The organism is Corynebacterium uberis (assembly GCF_020616335.1).
In the GTDB taxonomy this organism is placed as follows: domain Bacteria; phylum Actinomycetota; class Actinomycetes; order Mycobacteriales; family Mycobacteriaceae; genus Corynebacterium; species Corynebacterium uberis.
This window is the reverse complement of record NZ_CP085051.1, coordinates 1844644-1864301: the sequence shown is the minus strand read 5'-3', so window position 1 is coordinate 1864301 and position 19658 is coordinate 1844644. Positions and strand designations below refer to the sequence as shown.

18 protein-coding genes are annotated in these 19658 nt (G+C 67.9%); 15 read left to right on the top strand and 3 right to left on the bottom strand.

Going from position 1 to position 19658, the window contains the following annotated elements; all coding sequences use genetic code 11:
* The first annotated feature begins 4 nt into the window (after nucleotides 1-4).
* The 5 genes from LH390_RS08520 to LH390_RS08500 all read left to right on the top strand — a co-directional run bounded on the left by LH390_RS08520 (nucleotide 5) and on the right by LH390_RS08500 (nucleotide 6322).
* On the top strand, nucleotides 5-1948 hold the full coding sequence (locus LH390_RS08520; protein WP_227281717.1) for a hypothetical protein: 1944 nt from the start codon (nucleotides 5-7) through the stop codon (nucleotides 1946-1948).
* The gene (locus LH390_RS08515) at nucleotides 1945-3378 is read left to right on the top strand and encodes a hypothetical protein (RefSeq protein WP_227281718.1); all 1434 of its coding nucleotides are present in this window, start codon (nucleotides 1945-1947) and stop codon (nucleotides 3376-3378) included. Before LH390_RS08520 ends, LH390_RS08515 begins: the two co-directional genes overlap by 4 nt.
* The gene (locus LH390_RS08510; protein ID WP_227281719.1) at nucleotides 3378-4385 is read left to right on the top strand and encodes a FecCD family ABC transporter permease; all 1008 of its coding nucleotides are present in this window, start codon (nucleotides 3378-3380) and stop codon (nucleotides 4383-4385) included. The genes LH390_RS08515 and LH390_RS08510 overlap by 1 nt, the downstream gene beginning before the upstream one ends.
* A 159-nt stretch (nucleotides 4386-4544) precedes the next feature.
* Nucleotides 4545-5537, top strand: a complete 993-nt coding sequence (locus LH390_RS08505) for a FecCD family ABC transporter permease (RefSeq protein ID WP_227281720.1) — start codon at nucleotides 4545-4547, stop codon at nucleotides 5535-5537.
* Complete coding sequence (locus LH390_RS08500; protein ID WP_227281721.1) at nucleotides 5534-6322, top strand: ABC transporter ATP-binding protein; 789 nt, start codon at nucleotides 5534-5536, stop codon at nucleotides 6320-6322. Before LH390_RS08505 ends, LH390_RS08500 begins: the two co-directional genes overlap by 4 nt.
* Here the strand turns inward: LH390_RS08500 and panC are convergent.
* Both panC and panB read right to left on the bottom strand, forming a co-directional pair.
* Entirely contained in the window at nucleotides 6319-7140 is an 822-nt protein-coding gene (gene panC / locus LH390_RS08495) for a pantoate--beta-alanine ligase (protein WP_227281722.1), read from the bottom strand. The genes LH390_RS08500 and panC overlap by 4 nt on opposite strands.
* A complete protein-coding gene (gene panB / locus LH390_RS08490) occupies nucleotides 7137-7961 on the bottom strand; it encodes a 3-methyl-2-oxobutanoate hydroxymethyltransferase (protein WP_227281723.1) in 825 nt (274 codons plus the stop codon). Before panB ends, panC begins: the two co-directional genes overlap by 4 nt.
* A gap of 50 nt (nucleotides 7962-8011) precedes the next feature.
* On the opposite strand from panB, the gene LH390_RS08485 reads away from it, so the two are divergent.
* Both LH390_RS08485 and LH390_RS08480 read left to right on the top strand, forming a co-directional pair.
* On the top strand, nucleotides 8012-9055 hold the full coding sequence (locus LH390_RS08485) for a hypothetical protein (RefSeq protein WP_227281724.1): 1044 nt from the start codon (nucleotides 8012-8014) through the stop codon (nucleotides 9053-9055).
* 67 nt (nucleotides 9056-9122) lie between these two features.
* Nucleotides 9123-10424: a glutamate-5-semialdehyde dehydrogenase gene (locus LH390_RS08480; RefSeq protein ID WP_227281725.1), complete on the top strand. Its 1302-nt coding sequence runs from the start codon at nucleotides 9123-9125 to the stop codon at nucleotides 10422-10424.
* A gap of 14 nt (nucleotides 10425-10438) precedes the next feature.
* Here the strand turns inward: LH390_RS08480 and LH390_RS08475 are convergent, their stop codons facing one another.
* The gene (locus tag LH390_RS08475) at nucleotides 10439-11482 is read right to left on the bottom strand and encodes an asparaginase (RefSeq protein WP_227281726.1); all 1044 of its coding nucleotides are present in this window, start codon (nucleotides 11480-11482) and stop codon (nucleotides 10439-10441) included.
* 86 nt (nucleotides 11483-11568) lie between these two features.
* On the opposite strand from LH390_RS08475, the gene LH390_RS08470 reads away from it, so the two are divergent.
* From LH390_RS08470 to LH390_RS08435, 8 genes are all read left to right on the top strand, one after another.
* Nucleotides 11569-12636: a hypothetical protein gene (locus LH390_RS08470; protein ID WP_227337365.1), complete on the top strand. Its 1068-nt coding sequence runs from the start codon at nucleotides 11569-11571 to the stop codon at nucleotides 12634-12636.
* 42 nt (nucleotides 12637-12678) lie between these two features.
* Nucleotides 12679-14394 (top strand): hypothetical protein, encoded by a 1716-nt coding sequence (locus LH390_RS08465; protein ID WP_227281728.1) that lies wholly within the window; start codon nucleotides 12679-12681, stop codon nucleotides 14392-14394.
* A gap of 66 nt (nucleotides 14395-14460) precedes the next feature.
* A complete protein-coding gene (gene nadD, locus LH390_RS08460; protein WP_227281729.1) occupies nucleotides 14461-15126 on the top strand; it encodes a nicotinate-nucleotide adenylyltransferase in 666 nt (221 codons plus the stop codon).
* A gap of 114 nt (nucleotides 15127-15240) precedes the next feature.
* Nucleotides 15241-15711 carry a ribosome silencing factor gene (gene rsfS / locus LH390_RS08455; protein ID WP_227288193.1) on the top strand — a complete coding sequence of 157 codons (471 nt, stop codon included), beginning with the start codon at nucleotides 15241-15243 and terminating at the stop codon, nucleotides 15709-15711.
* 11 nt (nucleotides 15712-15722) lie between these two features.
* Entirely contained in the window at nucleotides 15723-16409 is a 687-nt protein-coding gene (locus LH390_RS08450; RefSeq protein WP_227281731.1) for a histidine phosphatase family protein, read from the top strand.
* A 5-nt stretch (nucleotides 16410-16414) separates the two neighbouring features.
* The gene (locus LH390_RS08445) at nucleotides 16415-17224 is read left to right on the top strand and encodes a DegV family protein (RefSeq protein ID WP_227281732.1); all 810 of its coding nucleotides are present in this window, start codon (nucleotides 16415-16417) and stop codon (nucleotides 17222-17224) included.
* Nucleotides 17225-17302: 78 nt separating this feature from the next.
* Nucleotides 17303-17986, top strand: coding sequence for a ComEA family DNA-binding protein (locus tag LH390_RS08440; protein WP_227281733.1), 684 nt, complete (start codon nucleotides 17303-17305; stop codon nucleotides 17984-17986).
* Nucleotides 17983-19647, top strand: coding sequence for a ComEC/Rec2 family competence protein (locus LH390_RS08435; protein ID WP_227324260.1), 1665 nt, complete (start codon nucleotides 17983-17985; stop codon nucleotides 19645-19647). The genes LH390_RS08440 and LH390_RS08435 overlap by 4 nt, the downstream gene beginning before the upstream one ends.
* The last annotated feature ends 11 nt before the right edge of the window (nucleotides 19648-19658 follow it).

Sequence of the window (19658 nt, the reverse complement as noted above, 5' to 3'; positions counted from 1 at the left end):
TCCTATGACACAAAGGACGCTGTACGGCGTTGCGGCGCTCACCGTCGGCGTGGCGCTGGCCGCAGCCTCCGCGGCGGGCATTGCACAAGCAACGGATGCGGAAGGCAACGTCCACGTCGAGGTCAATATCGGTGAGGACGGCTCCCCGGCTACCGCAGACACGCCCTCGTCCGGCGGGCACGGCGCATCGCGTCCCGACGCCCCCGCCACACCCGATTCCACCTCCGGCACCACCGGAGGCACCACGTCCGGCAGCAAGCCGTCGAAGCCCAGCGGTGAGGTTGCAGCGAGCACCACGACGACCTCGCAGAACCAGTCCACCGGTGACTCCGAATCCCAGCCCAGCCAGGGTGGGGCAACCACCACGGACGGTGAGGATGCTGGAAAGGGCGATCAGGGGGCGTCGACAAGCGAAGACTCGGATAAGTGCGTGCCCTCGGAAGATCCGTCCACCTTCGAAGTGGCGCGCTACCCCAACCCGGACGGCACCCTGACCATCAAGGGCAAGGGCTGGTGCACCAAGGACGGGGCGAACGGCGGATCCAAGATTGCCTTCAAGATTGATGAAGGCAAGATCGCTCGCCTGAACACCCACATCAACAGCAACGACCAGGTGTGGGGCATCGTGGAGGCGGACCCCAAGACCGGTGACTGGGAATACAAGATGGTGCTCCCGGACGGCACCGACTCCGGGGAGAATGGGTCTAACCCGCCGCTGTCCCAAGGCGCGCACAAGATTCGCATGCTCAGCGGGTCCCTCAAGGAGGGCGACGTGAGCCGCACGCGCCCTGCTCCCAAGAATGACAAGGAGCATGACGCCGCGACCTTCATCATTGGTGACTACGCCCCCAACGGGGATCCTGATCCGCTGAGCTATGACAAGGACCTCACCGATGCCGGGGCCAACGGCGTGAGCGTGGAAAAGTCCGACACCGAGCTGAAGGTCACCATCCCCAACGCCTCCAAGGGCGACTGGGTCTACCTCAGCGCCTACAAGGAGGACGGATCGCCGCGTAACCCCTGGTCGGAATGGTTCCAGGCGGATGACAACGGCGTGGTCACCGCGCCGCTGGAAGGCGTCAACCTGCCGTCGGGCAAGCTGAAGATCGTCGCCCAAAACGGCAACCCCTCCGAGGTGGGCAAGCTCATCGGATGGGCCTGGCTGGATGTGCCCAAGAAGGAAAAGCCCGCTAAGAACACCGATGGCGCTTCCGGGGAACAGTCCGGCGGGCAGAACAAGTCCCAGGACTCCAACAAGAAGGCAGCCACTAAGCGCAGTTCCGGGCGCAAGGCCAACCGCGAGGTCGTCGAATACGTCACCCTGGGCGGCGCAGACGGCACCACCAAGGTCACCCGCACCAAGAAGGGCAAGACAACCTCGGTGACCTCGGAGAAAACCTCCAGCAAGTCCGGGTCAAGTTCGTCGAAGAACACCTCCAAGGCGAGCGCTTCGGGCAAGAAGAAGCCCACCAAGGACCCCAAGTCCCCGGTGAAGAAGGCCACGGACTTAAACAACTCCAACCGTGGTTCCGTGACCGCGTCCGCCAAGGGCAGCGTGCTCACCGCGACCATCAAGGACGGGCAGCCGGGCGACTGGGTCTTTGTGTATACCTATGACCCGAAGCCGCTCGGCCTGGGATGGGTCCAGCTCGACGATGACAAAAAGCTGACTATCGACGCCGCCGGACTGCCCTCCGGCAAGCACAAGTTCGCCTTCATCGGAGAGGACGGAAAGATGCTGGGCTGGGCAGACATCCAGCTCACCTCCAAGACCAGCGCCCTGGAGCAGAACATCCAAGAAGATGACGCCCAGCCCGCCTCCTTTAGCCCGCCGCTGATGAGTGGGACTGACTGGATCCTCATCATTGCCGCCCTGGCGGTTGTGGAGCTTGCCATCATCGGCATGTTCCTACGCAAGAACCGAATCGACAACAAGGAACGCCGATGACCACCCCTTCTACCACCCTGTCTACCTGGCGCACCCGGCTACGCGCCCCGCTCGCAGTGCTCGGGGTTTCCGGCCTCATTGCCGCCAATGCCGCGAGCGCGCTCGCCCTTCCGCCGAGTGGTGCGGCCACCACCGATACCGCAGGAACCTCCGCGTCCGTCTCGCCGAAGGAACTTGAGGCCTGCGACACGCTGAGCTTCACCGTTAACGGTTTCCCCGCAGGCGAGACCGTCAGCGTCAAAATCGACGACGGCCACGGCATGGGTGATGAGTCCCAGCAGGGCACCGGCGTGGTTGCCCGCCAGCAAATCGATGACTCCGGCAGCGCCTCCGGCTCCTTCGAGCTGCCTTGCGACATCGCCGAGGGCGACCACTGGCTGCGCTTCCTGGCGTCCGCACCGGCACCTGGCGGGGAGGGCTCCATCGGCTACACCGCCCGCGGTGATTCTGACTTCACCGTTATCGGCGGCTCAGGCGGCGGGGGAGGCCGGGCCGCTGGCGACAGCGACAGCGGCGACGACTACTCCGAAGAGATCATCGATGACTCCGACGACGGCGAAGGCGGCGTGACCCGCCGCCGCGTGGTCACCCAGGGTGGCGGCGGATCCAGCTCCTCCGACGACGGTGAATCTGGCGGATCTAGCGGCTCCGGTCGCTCGGCAGGCATTGCCACCAAGCCCGGTGAGCGCCAGCCTGGCAACTCCAAGGCCAACCCCTCGAACTCTAAGTCCAAGGACTCCAAGAACTCCAACAAGGTTGCCACCGGCAACCGCAAGCCCGGCAACTCCAAGAAGGGTGCAACCGGCGCCGCTGCCGATGAGGATTACGCCATGGCCAGCGAGGAAAAGGATCACGCACCGCTGGTGGGCATCCTCGTCGGCGGAGCAATCCTGCTGGTGGGCCTCGGCGGAATCGCCGCCTACCTCTACGTGGAGCACAAGCGCCTCAACCTCATGCAAGGCATCCCGACTGCCAGCGCCCTTGCGCGCGGCGCGGGCCCCAAGCCGAACAACAACAATGATGACGGCCTGGGCGATAACCCAGACGACGGCCCCGGAAACGGCGGCACCCCGGTTCCCCCGACTGGCCCGGCAGGCCCCCAAGGCTCCGCGGGCGCGCAGGCAGTGGGCGCTGGCGAGACTACGTCTTCGGCCCCGGCCACTGGCGTTAACGCCGCCACGGCAGGAACGGCCGCAGGCGCCGGATCCACGGCACTCGGCGCGGCGGGCGCACACGGGGCACAGGGCGCACAGGATGCAACGCCAACGTTCCCGCCGGCGAGCCCGGACCAGGACTTCGCCCCCGCGATCGACCCGGACGAGGTGCCGGTGTACCCCTCCACCGGGGCTGCCGGCGACCCGCAACCGCAAACCGACTATCTTGAGGTGCCCGAATCGGGCTGGGAGTCTGGGACCTACCGCGGGAAATAATGACCCATCAGCGCACCTCGAAGAATCTCCTCGGCGTCGCCGGGGGGATTATCCTTGTCCTGCTCCTCGCCGCAGCATCCCTGTTCCTTGGCTCTAAATCCATCGACGCCTCCCGGGTGTGGGAGGTGCTCCTTCACGCCGACGGCTCCTTCGAGTCCACAGTGGTGCGCGACCAGCGCATCCCCCGGACCATTCTGGTGATCCTGGTGGGCATGGCGCTCGGCGTGGCGGGCGCGCTCATGCAGTCGCTCACCCGCAACCCGCTAGCCGATCCTGGTGTGCTGGGCGTCAACGCGGGGGCGTCGATAGCCGTGGTCACCGCCGTTGCGGTGGCGGGGGTGACCTCCATCTGGTTCTACCTGTGGTTCGCCTTCGCGGGCGCGGCAGCAGCCTCCGTGGCCGTGTACGTGCTCGGTGGGGCGGCCGGCAGAATGGCAACACCGGCGCGCCTGGCGCTGGCCGGCGTGGCCATCTCCATGGCCATTTCCGCCCTGGTGCAAATGGTCATCCTGTCCAACCAGGACGCCTTCAACGAGTTTCGCCTCTGGGCCGCCGGTTCCGTAGAGGGGCGCGGCTGGCCGATTATCACCGCCGTGGTTGGCTTCATTGTGTTGGGCCTGCTGGTGGCTTTTGCCAGCGCCCCCGGGCTCAACGCCCTGGCCCTAGGCGATGAGGCCGGAGCCGCCTTAGGAGTGAAGGTCAACCGCCTGCGCGTACAGGTGATGGTGGCCGTCACCCTGCTGGCCGGGGCTGCCACGGCGGCGGTGGGCCCCATCATGTTCATCGGGTTGGGGGTGCCCTACCTGGCACGCGCTATCTGTGGGCCGGATCAGCGGTGGGTGGTGCCGCTGTCGGCGGTGGCCGCCCCGGTGGTCATGCTGGTGGCGGACATTGCCGCCCGGCTGATCATCGCGCCGGCTGAGGTGCAGACCGGCATCATTACCGCCATTTTGGGTGGCCCGGTGTTCATTGCCATTATTCGGCTGCGCAGAATCGAGGCGTTGTAAATGAGTCAGACCAACTCGACTGCCCCCACACCCGCAACACCCACGGCCCCAGCACCCGCGCCTATGCCCGCGGAATCAGGCACCCCAAGCGCGTCGCGCTCGCACGGCCAGCGGCGCACACCAAGGTCCATCCGCCTGTCGGCAGGACCCTGGGGAACTGTGGTTTCCGCGCGGACGCTGACGGTGGCACTAGCCATGGTCGCCGCCATCGCGGTGATCGCAGTCTGGGCGATGACGCTGGGGGACTACCCGATTAGTCCTGCCGGGGTGGTGCGCGCCGTTTTTGGCACGGGCGATGACCCGCTAGCCGGCTTCTTTGTCCAGCGCATGCGCGCCCCCCGTGTGGTGTTGGCGGTGCTGGTAGGCGCGGCGCTCGGCATTTCGGGCTGCATTTTCCAGTCGTTGACGGCCAACCCCCTGGGCAGCCCGGATATCACCGGCTTTACCACCGGCGCGGCCACGGGCGCGATCCTGCAGATCATTGTCTTTGATGGCGGCCCGGTGGCCGTCGCGGCGGGCGCGGCGCTGGGCGGCTTTGTCACCGGCGCGCTGGTGCTGTGGCTGTCGGGCGGCGCCAAGGCGTCGGGCATTCGCTTTGTTCTCATCGGACTGGGCGTGTCCTTTATCGCTCAGGGTATTAATTCGCTGCTGGTGGTGCGCGCGAGCCTGTCGTCTGCGCAGGCTGCGGCGGTGTGGCTGGCGGGTTCTTTCAACGCCACCACGTGGCCGCAGACGGCCGTCATCGGCGCGGCGCTGGTGGTGCTCATCCCGATCGGCTTGGCGTGTTCCCGCCCGCTGTCGGTGATGACTACTGGTGAGGATCTGGCCACGGGGTTGGGCGTGGCGGTGGCCAAGTACCGGCTGGCGCTGATCGCCGTGGGCGTGTTGTTGGTGGCGGTGGCCGTCGCCGCCACGGGGCCGATCGGCTTTGTGGCCCTGGCCGCTCCGCAGTTGGCTAAGCGGGTAGCGCGGCCTTCGGGCAGCGGCATGCTGGTGGCGGGCCTGATGGGTGCGTTGTTGGTGTTGGCTTCGGATGTTATTGCGCAGCGCATTGTCGCACCCACGCAGTTGCCGGTGGGTGTGGTTACGGGTGTGCTGGGTGGCGCGTATTTGATCTGGCTGTTGGCCAGGGAGTGGAGGAAGAATCGATGAGTCAGTCGCGCCTGTGCGCCGAAGATATTGATGTTGGTTACGGCGATCGCACGATCATCTCTGGGCTGACCACGCAGATCCCCACCGGCAGCTTCACAGTCATCGTCGGGCCGAATGCGTGCGGCAAGTCCACACTGCTGCGTGCGCTGGCACGCATGTTGGACACCTCCCGGGGGCGGGTGCTTCTCGACGCCACCCCCATCACCGCCCTGCCCACCCGCGAGGTGGCCCGCAGGCTGGCCCTGCTGCCGCAGTCGCCGATCGCCCCGGAGGGCATCCGGGTGGCAGACCTGGTGGCCCGGGGCCGCTACCCGCACCAGGGGATGTTTAGGCAGTGGACCAAGGCGGACCAACAGGCCGTGGATCACGCGATGGCGCGCGCCAACGTCACCGAGCTTGCCGATATGCAGGTCGCCGAACTGTCCGGCGGGCAGCGCCAACGGGTGTGGATCGCCCTGGCACTGGCGCAGGACACCCCGATCATCCTGCTCGATGAGCCGACGACGTACCTGGACATCGCCCATCAGGTAGAGGTGCTCAACTTGGCGCGGGATCTCCAGCGGGAGGGCCGCACGGTGGTGGCGGTGTTGCACGAGCTGACGCTGGCGTTCCGGTACGCCACGGATCTGATCATGATGAAGAAGGGCCAGATTGTGGCCCAGGGACCGGTCGATGAGGTGGTCACCGCACAGCTGGTGGCGGACGTCTATGAGATGAACTGTGACCTGTTTACGGACCCGCGCACCGGCCGGCCGGTGGTGGTGCCGCGGGAGACGCAGCGCTAGATCTCGCGGTTGTCTATCAGGCGCACCGGGCCTACTTGGGCGGCGACCACGGCCAGTGCCGGGGTGGTGTCGGTGGGCTGGAAGGTGCGCGGGTCGACGACCTCGAGGTAGTCCAGGGTCAGGCCTGGGGCTGTGGCGAGGTGCTCGCGCGCAGCGTCCAGCCCGTCAGGTCCGGCCGCAGCCAGTTCTGCGAGCGCCCGCGGCAGGGCAAGAGCGGCGCGCCGGTTGACCTCGCTGAGCCGGCGATTGCGGGAGGATTCTGCCAGCCCATCGGCGGCGCGGATGATGGGCACGGCGACGATCTCCACGGCAAAGTTGAGGTCGCTGACCATGGCCTGGATTACCGCCACCTGTTGGGCGTCCTTGCGCCCAAAGTAGGCGTGGGTGGGGCGGACCAGGTGGAAGAGTTTGGCCACCACGGTGGCCACGCCGTCGAAGTGTCCGGGTCGGCTGGCGCCTTCGAGTTGGGTGCCCAGCTTGCCGGTGCGCACCCACGCCTGGGGTTGGCCGTGCGGGTACATCTCATCGACGCTGGGGGCAAAGACGATGTCCACGCCGTGGTCGCGCAACAGGGCGACGTCGGCGTCGAGGTCGCGGGGGTAGGCCAGGTAGTCGTCGCATTGGCCGCAGTCGGCAAACTGCAGTGGGTTGACAAAGACGCTGGCCACCACGGTGCTGTGCGACGCGCGGGCCTGGTCGATGAGGCTGGCGTGGCCGGAATGCAAGGCCCCCATGGTGGGCACGAGCGCGCGAGAGCCTGCGGGGGTATCGCGCAGGGCGTCATGGAGCTGCGCGATGGTGGTGCATACGGTGGTCATGACTGCTCAGTGTAGGACTCGCTGGCGGCGGGGAAGGTGCCCGCGTGCACGGCGTCACGGTAGGCGGCAACGCCCTGGGAGATGGTGGCGCGCAGGTCGGCGAAGTGGCGGACGAATCGCGGGGTGCGCTGCGTGAGCCCGAGGGCGTCTTGCCACACCAGGATCTGCCCGTTGGTCTGCGCGCCCGCGCCGATTCCGATGGTGGGGATGGTCAGCTCTGCGGTGAGGTCGGCGGCCAGCTGTGCTGGCACCATCTCGAGGACCACCGCGCAGGCGCCTGCGGTCTGGACGGCGAGGGCGTCGGCACGCACGCGCTGTGCGGCGCTGCCGCGGCCTTGGATGACGTGCCCGCCGAGCGCGTGCTCGGACTGCGGGGTGTAGCCCACGTGGGCAATCACGGGCACGCCAGCGTCGACGATGCGCCGAATCGCGCCAGCGCGGGTGGTCCCGCCTTCGAGCTTGATGGCGTCCGCGCCGGTGTCCTTCATCACCGCGATGGCGGTGGCGGTGGCCTGCTCCTCGCTGACCTCGTAGGAGCCGAAGGGCAGGTCCACCACCACGAGCGCGCGGCGTGCAGCACTGGCGACGGCGCGACCCAGGGTGGTCATCTCCGCGACCGTGGCGCTTAAGGTGGTGGGCCGGCCGAAGACGACGTTGGCGGCGGAGTCCCCGACGAGCAGCAGGTCGATGCCGGCGGCGTCGAAAAGCTCAGCGGTCAGCGCATCGTAGCAGGTCAGCGCCGTAATCGGGGTGCCGGTATCGGCGAACTCCTGCAGGTGACGCACGCGCATGCGCCGGGGAGTGGGGGCAGGCTGTGACATGCGCGCCACTATAGGTTCGCCGGAGCATGCAGCGCTACCATGAAACCACCATGACTGACGCCATGAGCTCCTTGCCAGGGGACGCAGTGGAAACCTGGACGCTGCCCACCCCAGAGTATGGACCAATTGCGGTCCACCTGGGCACCCCCGACCAGCTGAAAGCCTGGGATCCCGATTTCCCGCAGCCGGACAAAAAGAAGAAAGCACAGCCAGACACCGACACAGACACCGACACAGATGCGGCCTCGGAACCGCAGGCCCAGGACGAATGCGGGCCCATGCGTAGCGACGCCGCCTCCGCCACCGCCGTGCCCGCCACTACCGCGTCCAGTGCGCCACGGGGCCTGCGGGCGCGGGTGCGCGCGTTCCTAGACCAGGTAGACCAATCAACCGACAAGGCGGTGCTGGTCACCCGCGCCGGGGTTCCCATAGCCCGCGCGCCCGGGATCTCCGCTGGGATGCTGGAGCTAAGCCAACCCGGCGAGCTGGAGCCCAACCAAACCGGCAGTTATGGGCGCACCCGCGGCCCGGCGATCCGTCTTGTCACCGGGCCGCTGGATGCCTGGGTGACAGAGATCCACCTGCGTCCGGCGGCGGGCCAGGGGTGGATGACGCTGACCCCGCCGCCGGGGAGTCGGGCGGCGCGGCGGTACCAGGCAATGGAGCAGTCGCCGTGGAAGCGGTGGGCACTGCCGATGGGCGCCGGCCTGAGCAAGGCGGGGTGGGCGCTGCTGGTGCTCGTGGTGCTGGGCCCTGCGGCGTCGTACCTGATGAAGATGCTGGGGAAGCTGCTGGCGATGATTCCCTGGCCGCACATCAACTGGCCGAATATCCCGTGGCCGCACATTGATTGGCCGGACATTCCGTGGCCGGACATCCCCTGGCCGCACATCAGCCTTCCCCATGTTGACCTGCCGGAATGGCTGGTGTGGATGGCGGACCACCCCAAGCTGTGGGTTCCCATCGTGGTGGGCGTGGGGCTGGGCGTCGGTGCCGTGCGCCGCAACCGCCGCAGTCGGTCCGGCCAGTCCAGCCAGTCCAGTCGGCCCGACCAGCCCACCGTGCAGACACCCCGCGACCCGGACCGGCCGTAACCTCCGCAGCCGCCTTCCGCGTGATAGCGGCCACACGCGCAGGTAGCTGCGGCTAGACTAAGCGGCCATGACTGAGTTGCCCGCCCACACCCCGGACCCGACGTTGAGTGACGAGCCCCAGCAGGTGCTGCGGCTTGCCCGTGCCGCCCGCGCGGTGGCCCCCATCGCCGCGGGCTTGAGCAGCGCCACTAAAAACGCTGTCCTGGCTGCCGCGGCCCAGGCACTCGAGGACGCGACGGACGCGGTGCTGAAAGCCAACGACGCCGACGTGGCGGCAGGCCAGCGCGCCGGGATGGATGCGGGGCTGATTGATCGGCTGCGCCTGGACGCCACCCGGCTGCGGGGTATTGCGGATGGGCTGCGCCAGGTCGCCGGCCTGGAGGATCCGGTGGGCCAGGTGGTGGCAGGTCGGGTGCTGGCCAATGGCATCCGCATGCGCCAGGTGCGGGTGCCGTTGGGGGTGATGGGGATGGTCTATGAGGCCCGCCCGAACGTGACGGTTGATGCCTTTGGTTTGGCGCTGAAGTCCGGCAACGTTGCGTTGTTGCGGGGGTCGAAGTCGGCACGTCACACCAACGAGGCCCTGGTGGAGGTGCTGCGCGGCGTGCTCGTGGATGCCGGTCTGCCCGCCGATCTGGTGAGCCTGCTGCCCAGCCAGACCCATGATTCGGTGCAGGCGCTCATCACGGCGCGCGGGCTGGTGGATGTGGTTATTCCGCGTGGCTCGGCACGCCTGATTAACGCGGTGGTGGAGGGGGCGAGCGTGCCGGCCATTGAGACGGGCACGGGCAATTGTCACCTCTACATCGATGCCTCGGCGGATCTGGAGCAGGCGGTCGCGCTGCTGATCAACGGCAAGACGCGGCGGCCCTCGGTGTGTAATGCCACCGAGACGGTCCTGCTGGATTCTGCACTTTCCGACGCCTCCGTCCGCACCGTGGCCACCGCCCTGCGCGAAGCGGGGGTCACCATTCACGGCCAGGTATCGCAGTGGGAGGACCGGGGCGTCGACGGCGTGGTCCCGGCCACGGAGGAGGACTGGGCCGAGGAGTACTTAAGCATGGATATTGCCGCGGGTTTTGTCGACGGCGTGGAGGGCGCCATCGCCCACATTGCGCGCTGGTCGTCCGGGCACACGGAGGCGATTGCCGCGCGCGATTACGCGGTAACACAGCGCTTTGCCGCGGCTGTGGACTCCGCCGCGGTGAACATCAACGCCTCGACGGCCTTCACGGACGGCGAGGTCTACGGCATGGGCGCGGAGATCGGCATTTCTACCCAGAAGCTTCACGCCCGCGGCCCCATGGCCCTGCCGGAGCTGACCAGCACCAAGTGGATTTTGGAGGGCGACGGCCAGGTGCGCCCCTAGCCCGCCGCGCGGGCCTACATTTGGGGCGCGGCCGTCTCCAGCAGGACGGCCGGATCGGTGTGGCTGGCCAGGGCTGCGGCCAGCAGCACCCGGGCCTGCGGGGCGCGGAACCATCCGGAGGAGATGACGCCGCGGGCGGCCAGGGTTGCCCCGCCGCCGGCGCCGCCATAGGTGCCTTCCACTGAGCCGGTGGGCACGCGGGTGCTCATCACCACGGCCACGTCGCGGTCCAGGGCGTCGGTGATGGCCTGGGACATCTCCTCGCCGACGTTGCCGGCGCCCATGCCTTCGATGATCAGGCCGCGCGCGCCGCGGCTGATCGCGGCGTCGATAAGCGTGCGCGGTGCCCCCGGGAACGCGGAGATGATCTGCACATCGATGGGTGCCAGCGGTGCGTAGGGCACCGCATCCGGGCGGGTTGCGTCGGCCGGCTGGTTGGAGGCAAAGCCATCGGCTTCGGTGGTGTGGGCCTTGTAGGCGCCGCGGGCGGGGATCAGGCGCCCGCCGAAGCTGATGAAGGCGCCCTTGCCGCGGTTGGCCGGGTCCAGGCTCGCGTTGATGGCGTCGGACAGGTTGGCCGGGCCGTCGGGGTCCTCATCGTCGAAGGCGCGCATCGCGCCGGTGAAGACCACCGGGCGGGTATCGGACAGGAACGCATCGGCGGCCACGGCAGACTCCTCCATGGAATCCGTACCGTGGGTGACCACCACCGCATCAACGTCCTTGCGGTCCAGTGCCTTGCCGATGGCCGTCAGGATGGTGTCCGTGTCCTTGAACGTCATGGCGGAGGAATCCAGCTCCGCAACCTGCTGCACCTCCACCTTGACCTTCTCGCCGATGCGATCTCGAATCGCATCCACCAGCTCCGGGCCGGACACGGTGGGGATCACCGCCCCGTCAACGTGCGTCGACGCGATGGTGCCGCCCGTGGCCAGCACCACCACATGCCCGGAGCGCATCGGGGGTTGGGGCTCCTGGCGGGTAGGCAACGTGCACGCGCTCAACAGCGCCCCGATGGCGATGACCGCAGCCAGCGCCGGAAGCAAAGGGTTTTTCATGGTCTGCCTTTCTATGCAACCAAGGTCTCAGGGCGTTACTTTAATATTCATAGGAACACCTGCCCCACACGAGAGGACGCGTGGCTATGAGAAACTCGCGGACACCAGCGCGCAGACAATCGCAAGCTCCGTCGCGGGCACAGTCGCGGGCACTATTGCGGGAACCGTCGCGGGCACGCCGAACACTGCGCACCGGCACTCGAGCACTCGCCGCGACCCTAGCAGCAGTCCTGCTTACACCCCTGCCAGCCACCACCGCCCAAGCGCAACCGCAAGCACAACCAACCAGCGCCACCTGTCCGGCCGTCGCCGTGGTGGCCGCCCGCGGCTCCGAACAAAACGAAAACCTCGCCCCCACCCGCTACAGCACCGACGCCCCCTGGGTATCCAACGGCTATGAGGAAGAAAACCTGCGGGCCTTCTTCCAGCTTGCTGAGGCCCGCCACCGCGCCGCCACCGGCGAGTCGCTGATGAAGAACGTGCAGGTCATCGGCCTGGACGCCAGCGTCTACCCGGCGGACCTCCACGTGCCGCGCATCGCGGAGGTCGGCGAGGATATGACCCCGCTGGAAACCGCCCGGCGCATCGCAGCCCTGCTGGAACACACCCCGGCTTCGACCATCGTGTGGAATGCCACCAGCGGTTTTGTCAGCTCGATTGTTCGCGGCACCGCGGGCGTGAGCACCGTGATGGACGGCTACGAATCCACCACCGGATGCCACCCGAACTACATCTTCCTGGGCTACTCCCAGGGCGCGGCGATCTTGCAGGCCCGCGAGCGCGATACCGCCGCGCGCACCGGCAGACTCTACGGTGCCCTCTACATCGGCAACCCGCTGCTCGCCCCCGGCGACCCCTCCTTGGTCGGCGACCCGCAATTCGGCATCGGCCTGCTGGGGCTGACTGCAACCAACTCCCTGACCACCACTGCGCTGCCCACGCAGCGGCGCCTCAACTACTGCCTGCGCGATGACTTTGTCTGCGACGCCGGCCCCGATTCCGCCGCCAAGGCGCTGGCCGGAGGTGGCGGCACCCACGCGCTGTACTTCCTGCACGACGCCCCAACGACTAACGACGCCGCCGTCTTAGCCGCCACCGACACCTTCCGCAGGTGGGTGGGCGAGGTCGTCGGGCAGGCGGAAGGACAAGGCTAGCAGCGTTTCGCCTTGGCGCCGCCACACCAGCAAGGAGATGCCATGAACCGCTCGCCCCGTACCCCACGCCACTGGCGAACAATGCCAGCAACCCTGCTTGCGGTTGCGCTCACCGCCGCCGCGACGAGTGCCGCCGCTTCCGCGGCTGCGGCACCGGATTCCCCACAGCCTGTTGTGCCCGCATCGAGTGGCCCGGCACCCTGTGTGCCCCAGCTGGGGGATGTACGCAAAGGTAACGGCCAATTCCCGCTGGGCTTGGTCGCCCCGGATTACGGGCGCGCGGGCTGGGACGAGCTGCCGGTGGTCGGCCCTGCCCAATTTCTTCCCCAGCGGGTAGACCTGCGGGATAACACGCAAGGCTTCAACGATCTCATCGACGTCGCGCTGCATGCCGGTCGGCTGTTTGTGCGCCCCCGCCCGGCGCAGGATGCCGCGGTGGTGGAGCAGTGGCGTGAGCTACCCACCCCGGACTGCCTTGCCGGGCACATTGTGGGGATCTCGCTGAACGATGACGCCCTGGTCGCCCTGGATGAGGCAGGCTGGATGTACACGCTGTCCAACCTGCTATCCAGCCCGAATCGTTGGGGGTGGATACGCGCCTGGGGCGGGCCGGTGTGGTTGGGAAAGGGGCTTCAGTCTCCCACCACGCAGCCGGGACGGTGGGTGTTGAGTCTCATCGGAAACCATACCGACCTGACCTATGACACCCCGGATGGCAAGCACCAGCCGGTGTCCTTGGCCAAGGTCACCCAGGTTCTTGCGCTCAGTGAGGACGGCTCGCGGCTGTACATGCTCGACCCCTGGCTGGCGCGCGATTACTCCTATGAGGTGGGCATGCCGCTGAACTCGCGCTTCCAGGCGCAGTCGGTCTCCGCGTCGGGATCGGTGGTCGTGGTGACCAACAAGTACGGGGACATGTACACCCGTTTAAGTGACTTTGACGTCAACGGCTCGGATCCCGCCCAGTTCCGCTACGTCTGGGGCGATGACCCGCGGCCGGAGGCCGCCGACGCCGCACGCCACCGGCTGGATCCGAATACCGCCCCCATCGGGCTTCCCGCCGATGACTGGCACCACCAGCCCAAAATCCCGGGACGGATCACCGATCGGATTTCTGTGCATTCCACCGCGCCGGGCTCAAGCAACCGGGAATTGAGCGTGGAAGGAATAGACGCTGCCGGTCGCACCGGCTATTGGCATAAAGCGCTCGGGGATCCCGCGTGGGCGTTTAGCGTGACGGACCAACCCGTGCGCGGCAGGGAGTTGGAAAACTCACCGCGCGATCGTTCTGAAGACACGCTCGCGGCGCCATCGGAGTTCAACTTTGCAGGAGAGGTGGCCCCGGGGGCGTCGATAAGCGTGGAGCACTTTGCCTACGCATCCCCGCGGCGCGACGTCACGCTCACGGTGGGTGGACGGGCCTATCCGCTGGTCCTGCACACGATCGACGGGAGGATGGGCACGCCGCTGAGTATGCGGGCGCTGCCCGGTGATGGCGAGTTTGGGGCGCGCCCGGCCGGGCTTGTTCAGGCGGTACCGCGCAACTACGCGGCGGCGTTTGAGGTCCCGGAGGCCACCCGCGCGGCCGCCAGCACCGACCCCGAACTTGCCGCTTTTCTTGCTGGATACCTGGGCGGGCAGCGCTTCCACGAGGTGTATCTCAAGGTCACCCCGTCGGCGATGCAGGTGATCAATTCCCCGGTGCCTGGGGTGGCAGTCCCGGTGCCGGGTGGTGTTGCTGAATTAGCGGGGTTCTAGAATCGGGAAAACTGCTTTTTCGCTATTTCTGCGCACCTTCTACCGCACAAGGGACCCGCACACGTCATGGTTGAGTTGTCTCACGATAATCCCGCAGTGGTCAATGCCGCGCACAGTCTTGCCGATGGCCGGCTGCGCATCGGAATTATGGGCGGGACCTTTGACCCCATTCACCACGGGCACCTGGTTGCCGCCAGCGAGGTCGCGTGGCGGTTCCACTTAGACAGCGTGATCTTCGTGCCCACGGGTCAGCCCTGGCAGAAGGCGGATCGTCAGGTGTCTGCGGCGGAGGATCGCTACCTGATGACGGTGGTGGCCACGGCCTCCAACCCACGCTTTAGTGTCAGCCGGGTGGACATTGACCGCCCCGGGCCTACCTATACCATTGACACGCTGCGTGATATTCACGCCCAGTTTCCGGACGCGGAGTTGTTCTTTATCATCGGTGCGGACGCGCTGGCCACCATTGTCACCTGGCGCGATTGGGAAGCCATGTTTGACCTCGCACATTTTATCGGGGTGACCCGGCCCGGCTATGAGCTCAGCCAGGATTTGGTTCCGGAGGTGCACCGGGAGCGGGTCTCGCTTATCGACGTCCCCGCCATGGCGATCTCATCGACCGATTGCCGCAGGCGGGCCCAGCGCGGGCAGCCGGTGTGGTACCTGGTGCCCGACGGGGTGGTGCAATACATTGCCAAGCGCGGCCTCTACGGCAGCCCAGCCGGTGACTGAACGCGCGACCCAAGTGGCAAATAGGGGCCCAGGCGTGGAAATATAGCCGGTGGATACGACTCTTCCCGGTTCCTGCACTCACGGACTTCCGGGGTGAACACGCAAAGGACTTGAGTGACTGTTACCGATTCTTCCCTAGAACTTGCCACCATCGCGGCGCGTGCCGCCGATGAGAAGCAGGCTGACAACATTGCGGTCATCGACGTCGCTAATGTCATGGCCATTAGCGATTGCTTTGTCATCGCCTCTGCCGACAATGAGCGCCAGGTGCGCGCCATCGTCGAGGAGGTAGAAGACCAGCTCTCCGAGCACGGGTATGAGCCGCTGCGCCGCGAGGGCAACCGGGAAAACCGCTGGGTGCTGCTCGATTACGGCGCCGTGGTGGTGCACATTCAGCGCGCCGCCGAGCGCGAGTTTTATGGCCTGGATCGCCTCTACCGGGACTGCCCGCTGGTGGACATTGAGGGCATTCCCGCCCCGGAGCGCCCGGGCAGCTGGGCCAGCGAGGTTGACGTGCGCACGGTGACCTCCCTGGAAGACATCCCGCTGGCGCAGGCCGGACCCGAAGACGACGAGCAGTTCTAAAGGCACCACCCATGACCCGGCAATTGTTGATGATCCGGCACGGCGAGACCACCTACAACGCCACCCGCCGGATGCAGGGCCAGCTTGACACAGATCTCTCCGAACGCGGCCGCGACCAGGCCATCGCGGCCGGCCGCAGCCTGGCGGACGCCAACATTGGGCTGATCATCTCCTCCGACCTCAAGCGTGCGGCAGACACCGCCCAGCTCATCGCCGAACAGGTCGGCGTGGGTGTTGCGCGTGTTGATGCGCGCCTGCGCGAAACCCACCTCGGTGCCTGGCAGGGACGTACCCACGTGGAGGTCGACGGCGATCACCCGGGGGCGCGGGCCTACTGGCGCCACGACGCCACCTGGGCCCCGCCGGGCGGTGAGTCCCGCCTAGAGGTTGCGCGCCGGGCCCGCCCGGTTGTCGATGAACTGATGGCCTCCTACCCGCAGTGGGATGAGCGCCCCGTGCTGTTGGTCGCCCACGGGGGCACCATCTCCGCGCTGACGAGCAACCTGCTGGGGCTGGCCACGGAGCAATACCCGCTGCTCGGGGGGCTGGGAAACACGCGCTGGTCGCAGCTGGTGGCCCGCCGCCCCTACGAACATGGCAGTGCCGAAGCAGACTCTGTCACAGACGCACGCATTGACCCGGAGGACCCGCAGGCCCAGTGGTACCTGGCCGGCTGGAACGTGGGAGCGGGGAGCTGACGGTCATGAGCGTGCGCATCGTGGTGGACTCCGCGGCCAACCTGCCGCCGCAGGTGGCGCGGCACTGGGACATCACCGTGCTGGACGTGCACACCACGGGCACGACCACGGCCGGCCTGAGCGCCCTGGAACTGTGCGCCGCCTACGCCCGGCAGCTCGAGCGCGGCGGCGACGCCGGGGTGGTGGCGCTCCACGTGCCCAAGGAGCTCTCCCAAACCTGGTCCGCCGCGGTGCAGGCCGCAGCGCTTTTCGACGCCACCGTGCGCGTCGTTGACACCCCCACCGTCGGCGCGGCAGTAGGGCTGGCGGCCGTCGCCGCAGCCGAGCAGGCCCGCGCGGGCGCAGACCTGGACGCCTGCTACCACGCGGCGGTTGACGTGCTGGATCGCAGCGCCACCTGGCTCTACCTGCACCGCCTTGATGAGCTGCGCCGCTCCGGGCGCATGTCCGCGGCCACGGCGGTGGTGTCCACGGCGCTGGCTACCAAACCGATCATGGCGATTAGCCGCGGCAAGGTGGAGCTTGCCACCAAAACCCGCACCCAATCCAAGGCCTTTACGCGGCTGACGGACCTGGTGAGCGCATTTTTGGGCGATCGGCCCGGGGTGGTGGCCCTCCAGGAGTATGAGGCGCGCGAGGCTACCCACCGGCTTGCCGCCATGCTTGAGGCGGTTGTTCCCGCGGGTTCGACGGTTCTGACGGGTTCCCTCACCGAGGCGCTGGCCGCCCATTCGGGCCCGGGGGCCATTGGTGTGTCCGTGGTGCCGGAGGCAACCGCGGCGCACTGGCCGGGTGCGGTGACTGTGGACGAATAAGGGTTATCCACAGCCGGGCTTCGCAGCGCGCTCTTGTCCGGGGTGCGCTCCGGCGTGGGCGGGCTAGTCTGCGCGGGCATGGACGTTGTGGACAGGCTCAAGGAGCTGACTCGACCCACGGGGGAAGAAGACCTCATGGAGGTCACCTACCCGCCGCAGCGCTGGCACATCTCGGCGCGGCAGGGCATTGCCGCAGGCGCGCTGGCCGTTGTTGCGCTAGGCGGCTGGTGGGTTGTCGCCCGCCCAGCCGACGACATGGATGCCACCCTGCCGGCACAGCTGGCCGCCGCCCAGGCGAGCATGCCCGCAGAGCCCACGCAGGAACACCCCAACGAGCTGGTCGTGGCAGTCATCGGCGATGTCGAACACCCCGGGCTGGTCACGCTCGCCCCGGGCGCCCGGGTTGCCGATGCCCTCGACCACGCCCGCCCGCATCCCGGCGCCCAGGTTGACACGCTGAACCTGGCGCGCAAGCTTTCCGACGGCGAACAGCTCGCCGTCCCAGCGCCCGGGCAGGCCGTCGCCGCCCCGGCCCCTGCGGTCGGATCCGCCCCCGGCGGTGGGGCAGGGGGCATGGTCTCGCTCAACTCCGCAAGCGTTGAAGAACTCATGGCCCTTGACGGGGTGGGCAAGGTCACCGCCACGGCGATCGTGGACTACCGCGACAAGATCGGCGGGTTTAGCGATGTCGCCCAGCTCAAAGAGGTCCGCGGCATAGGCCCAGCCAAGTTTGAGGCGATCAGCAGCCAGGTGAGCCTGTGAACGAGCTGCGCCTGGTGCCCGTCGCGGCGGCCGCATGGCTGATCTGTGCCGCGGTAGTCAGCCGGCACCACTGGGTAGTGGCGCTGTCCGTCCTCGCCGTGGCAATCCTGGTGGCGGTGGCAGCGTGGCTGCGCCAACCCGGCCAGGCCGTCATCCTTGGGGTGGTGCCCGCGGTGGTGGGGATCATCGCGCAGGCGCGGGTGCGCGCCGGGTCGATAGAACCCCCGGTGGAGGTTCGCGGCGCGCTGGAGCGGGCGGCGGTGCAGATCAATTCGCCGGAGCACCCCTGGCTCCTGGTGCTGCGGGTGGCCGGTCGCCCTGGGACGCTGCGGGTGATAAGCCCGCAGGAGGCAGATTTTCCCGCCGGCACACAGGTGGTGGTGCGGGCCCGGTGGCAGCCGGTGGCAGAGGCAGGGGTCAACGCCTTTAGCGGCCGGGCCCACAGCGTGGTGGCGCAGCCGCCTTCGGGGTGGGCGGGCCAGGTAGCTGACATTCGCAGCCAGTTCCGGGATGTGGTCACCCAGGCTGTTTCCGGGCATTCCCGCGGCTTGGTCCCCGGCATGGTGGTGGGGGATACCTCCCTGGAGGACGCCCAGCTGCACCAGGCATGCCTGGATACGGGCCTAAGCCACCTGTCTGCGGTCTCTGGGGCGAACGTGACCATCGTGTGCAGCTGCGCGATAGTGCTGTGTCGGTGGCTGACGCTGGGCCCGCGGGTGCAGGCCGCCTGTGCGCTGGGTCTCCTGCTGGTCTTTTGCACGGTGGTGGGCCCGGAGGCGTCGGTGCTGCGCGCGGCCGTGACGGGCACCGTGGGGGTTCTTGCCGTGGTGGGTTCCAGCCGCGTGCCGCCGATCCATGGGTTGTGCCTGGCGGTGGTGGCGTTGGTGGGCTGGGATTCGCAGCTGGCCTGCCAGTGGGGGTTTGCGCTGTCGGTGGGGGCAACGGCAGGAATCGTGGCGCTGTTTCCCGCCATCTACGGGCAGCTGGCGTGCGTGGCGCGCTGGCAGGTGCCAGACGTGGTGGTCCGTGCCGTGGCGGTCGCCGTGGCGGCAGACGTGGTCACCGCACCGCTCATCGCAGCGATGGCAGGCAAGGTTCCGGTGGTCTCCGTGGTAGCCAACGTCGCCGTGGCAGCGATGGTTCCGCCGGTGACGGTGGTGGGGCTGATCGCCGTGGTGGTCGGATGCGTCAGCCCGCCCATCGCGGTGGCACTGGTGCGGCTGATTTCGCCGTGCACGTGGTGGATCGGCCAGGTGGCGGTGCACCTGGCTGCGCTGCCCGGTGCGAGCCTGGGGGTGGGCCCGGTGGCCGTCCTAGTGGCGTACGGCTGGGTGGGCTATGGCTGGGCGACGGGCAGAGTCCGGCTGACCTGCGCCGTGCTGGCCTGCGCTGCGGTGGTCACCGTGGTGGGAGTCCCGCAGCCCCTGCGGGCACCGGCAGTGGATATGGGGACGTTGACCACGGTGGTCGTCGATAAGCGTGACGACGCCCTCGATGTTCCACCCGGCACGCAACTGGTGGTGGTGCGCGATGCCAGCGGCGCTCCCGCGCGCCGCCCGACGGTCACGCCGCAGGGGGTGCCCGTGGTCTTTCCCGCCCGCGACGGCCCCGTGGAGATCCTGCGCGATGGCACGCAGCGGGCAGCCGACGGTCGGTTCTAGCCCCGCGCGTG

Coding starts and splice junctions, on each gene's coding strand:
- nadD (WP_227281729.1), top strand. CDS start 14,461: ATGGTTGAGTTGTCTCACGATAATCCCGCAGTGGTCAATGCCGCGCAC.
- LH390_RS08510 (WP_227281719.1), top strand. CDS start 3,378: ATGACCCATCAGCGCACCTCGAAGAATCTCCTCGGCGTCGCCGGGGGG.
- LH390_RS08480 (WP_227281725.1), top strand. CDS start 9,123: ATGACTGAGTTGCCCGCCCACACCCCGGACCCGACGTTGAGTGACGAG.
- LH390_RS08445 (WP_227281732.1), top strand. CDS start 16,415: ATGAGCGTGCGCATCGTGGTGGACTCCGCGGCCAACCTGCCGCCGCAG.
- LH390_RS08485 (WP_227281724.1), top strand. CDS start 8,012: ATGACTGACGCCATGAGCTCCTTGCCAGGGGACGCAGTGGAAACCTGG.
- panB (WP_227281723.1), bottom strand. CDS start 7,961: ATGTCACAGCCTGCCCCCACTCCCCGGCGCATGCGCGTGCGTCACCTG.
- LH390_RS08520 (WP_227281717.1), top strand. CDS start 5: ATGACACAAAGGACGCTGTACGGCGTTGCGGCGCTCACCGTCGGCGTG.
- LH390_RS08500 (WP_227281721.1), top strand. CDS start 5,534: ATGAGTCAGTCGCGCCTGTGCGCCGAAGATATTGATGTTGGTTACGGC.
- LH390_RS08465 (WP_227281728.1), top strand. CDS start 12,679: ATGAACCGCTCGCCCCGTACCCCACGCCACTGGCGAACAATGCCAGCA.
- LH390_RS08450 (WP_227281731.1), top strand. CDS start 15,723: ATGACCCGGCAATTGTTGATGATCCGGCACGGCGAGACCACCTACAAC.
- LH390_RS08470 (WP_227337365.1), top strand. CDS start 11,569: ATGAGAAACTCGCGGACACCAGCGCGCAGACAATCGCAAGCTCCGTCG.
- LH390_RS08475 (WP_227281726.1), bottom strand. CDS start 11,482: ATGAAAAACCCTTTGCTTCCGGCGCTGGCTGCGGTCATCGCCATCGGG.
- LH390_RS08440 (WP_227281733.1), top strand. CDS start 17,303: ATGGACGTTGTGGACAGGCTCAAGGAGCTGACTCGACCCACGGGGGAA.
- panC (WP_227281722.1), bottom strand. CDS start 7,140: ATGACCACCGTATGCACCACCATCGCGCAGCTCCATGACGCCCTGCGC.
- LH390_RS08515 (WP_227281718.1), top strand. CDS start 1,945: ATGACCACCCCTTCTACCACCCTGTCTACCTGGCGCACCCGGCTACGC.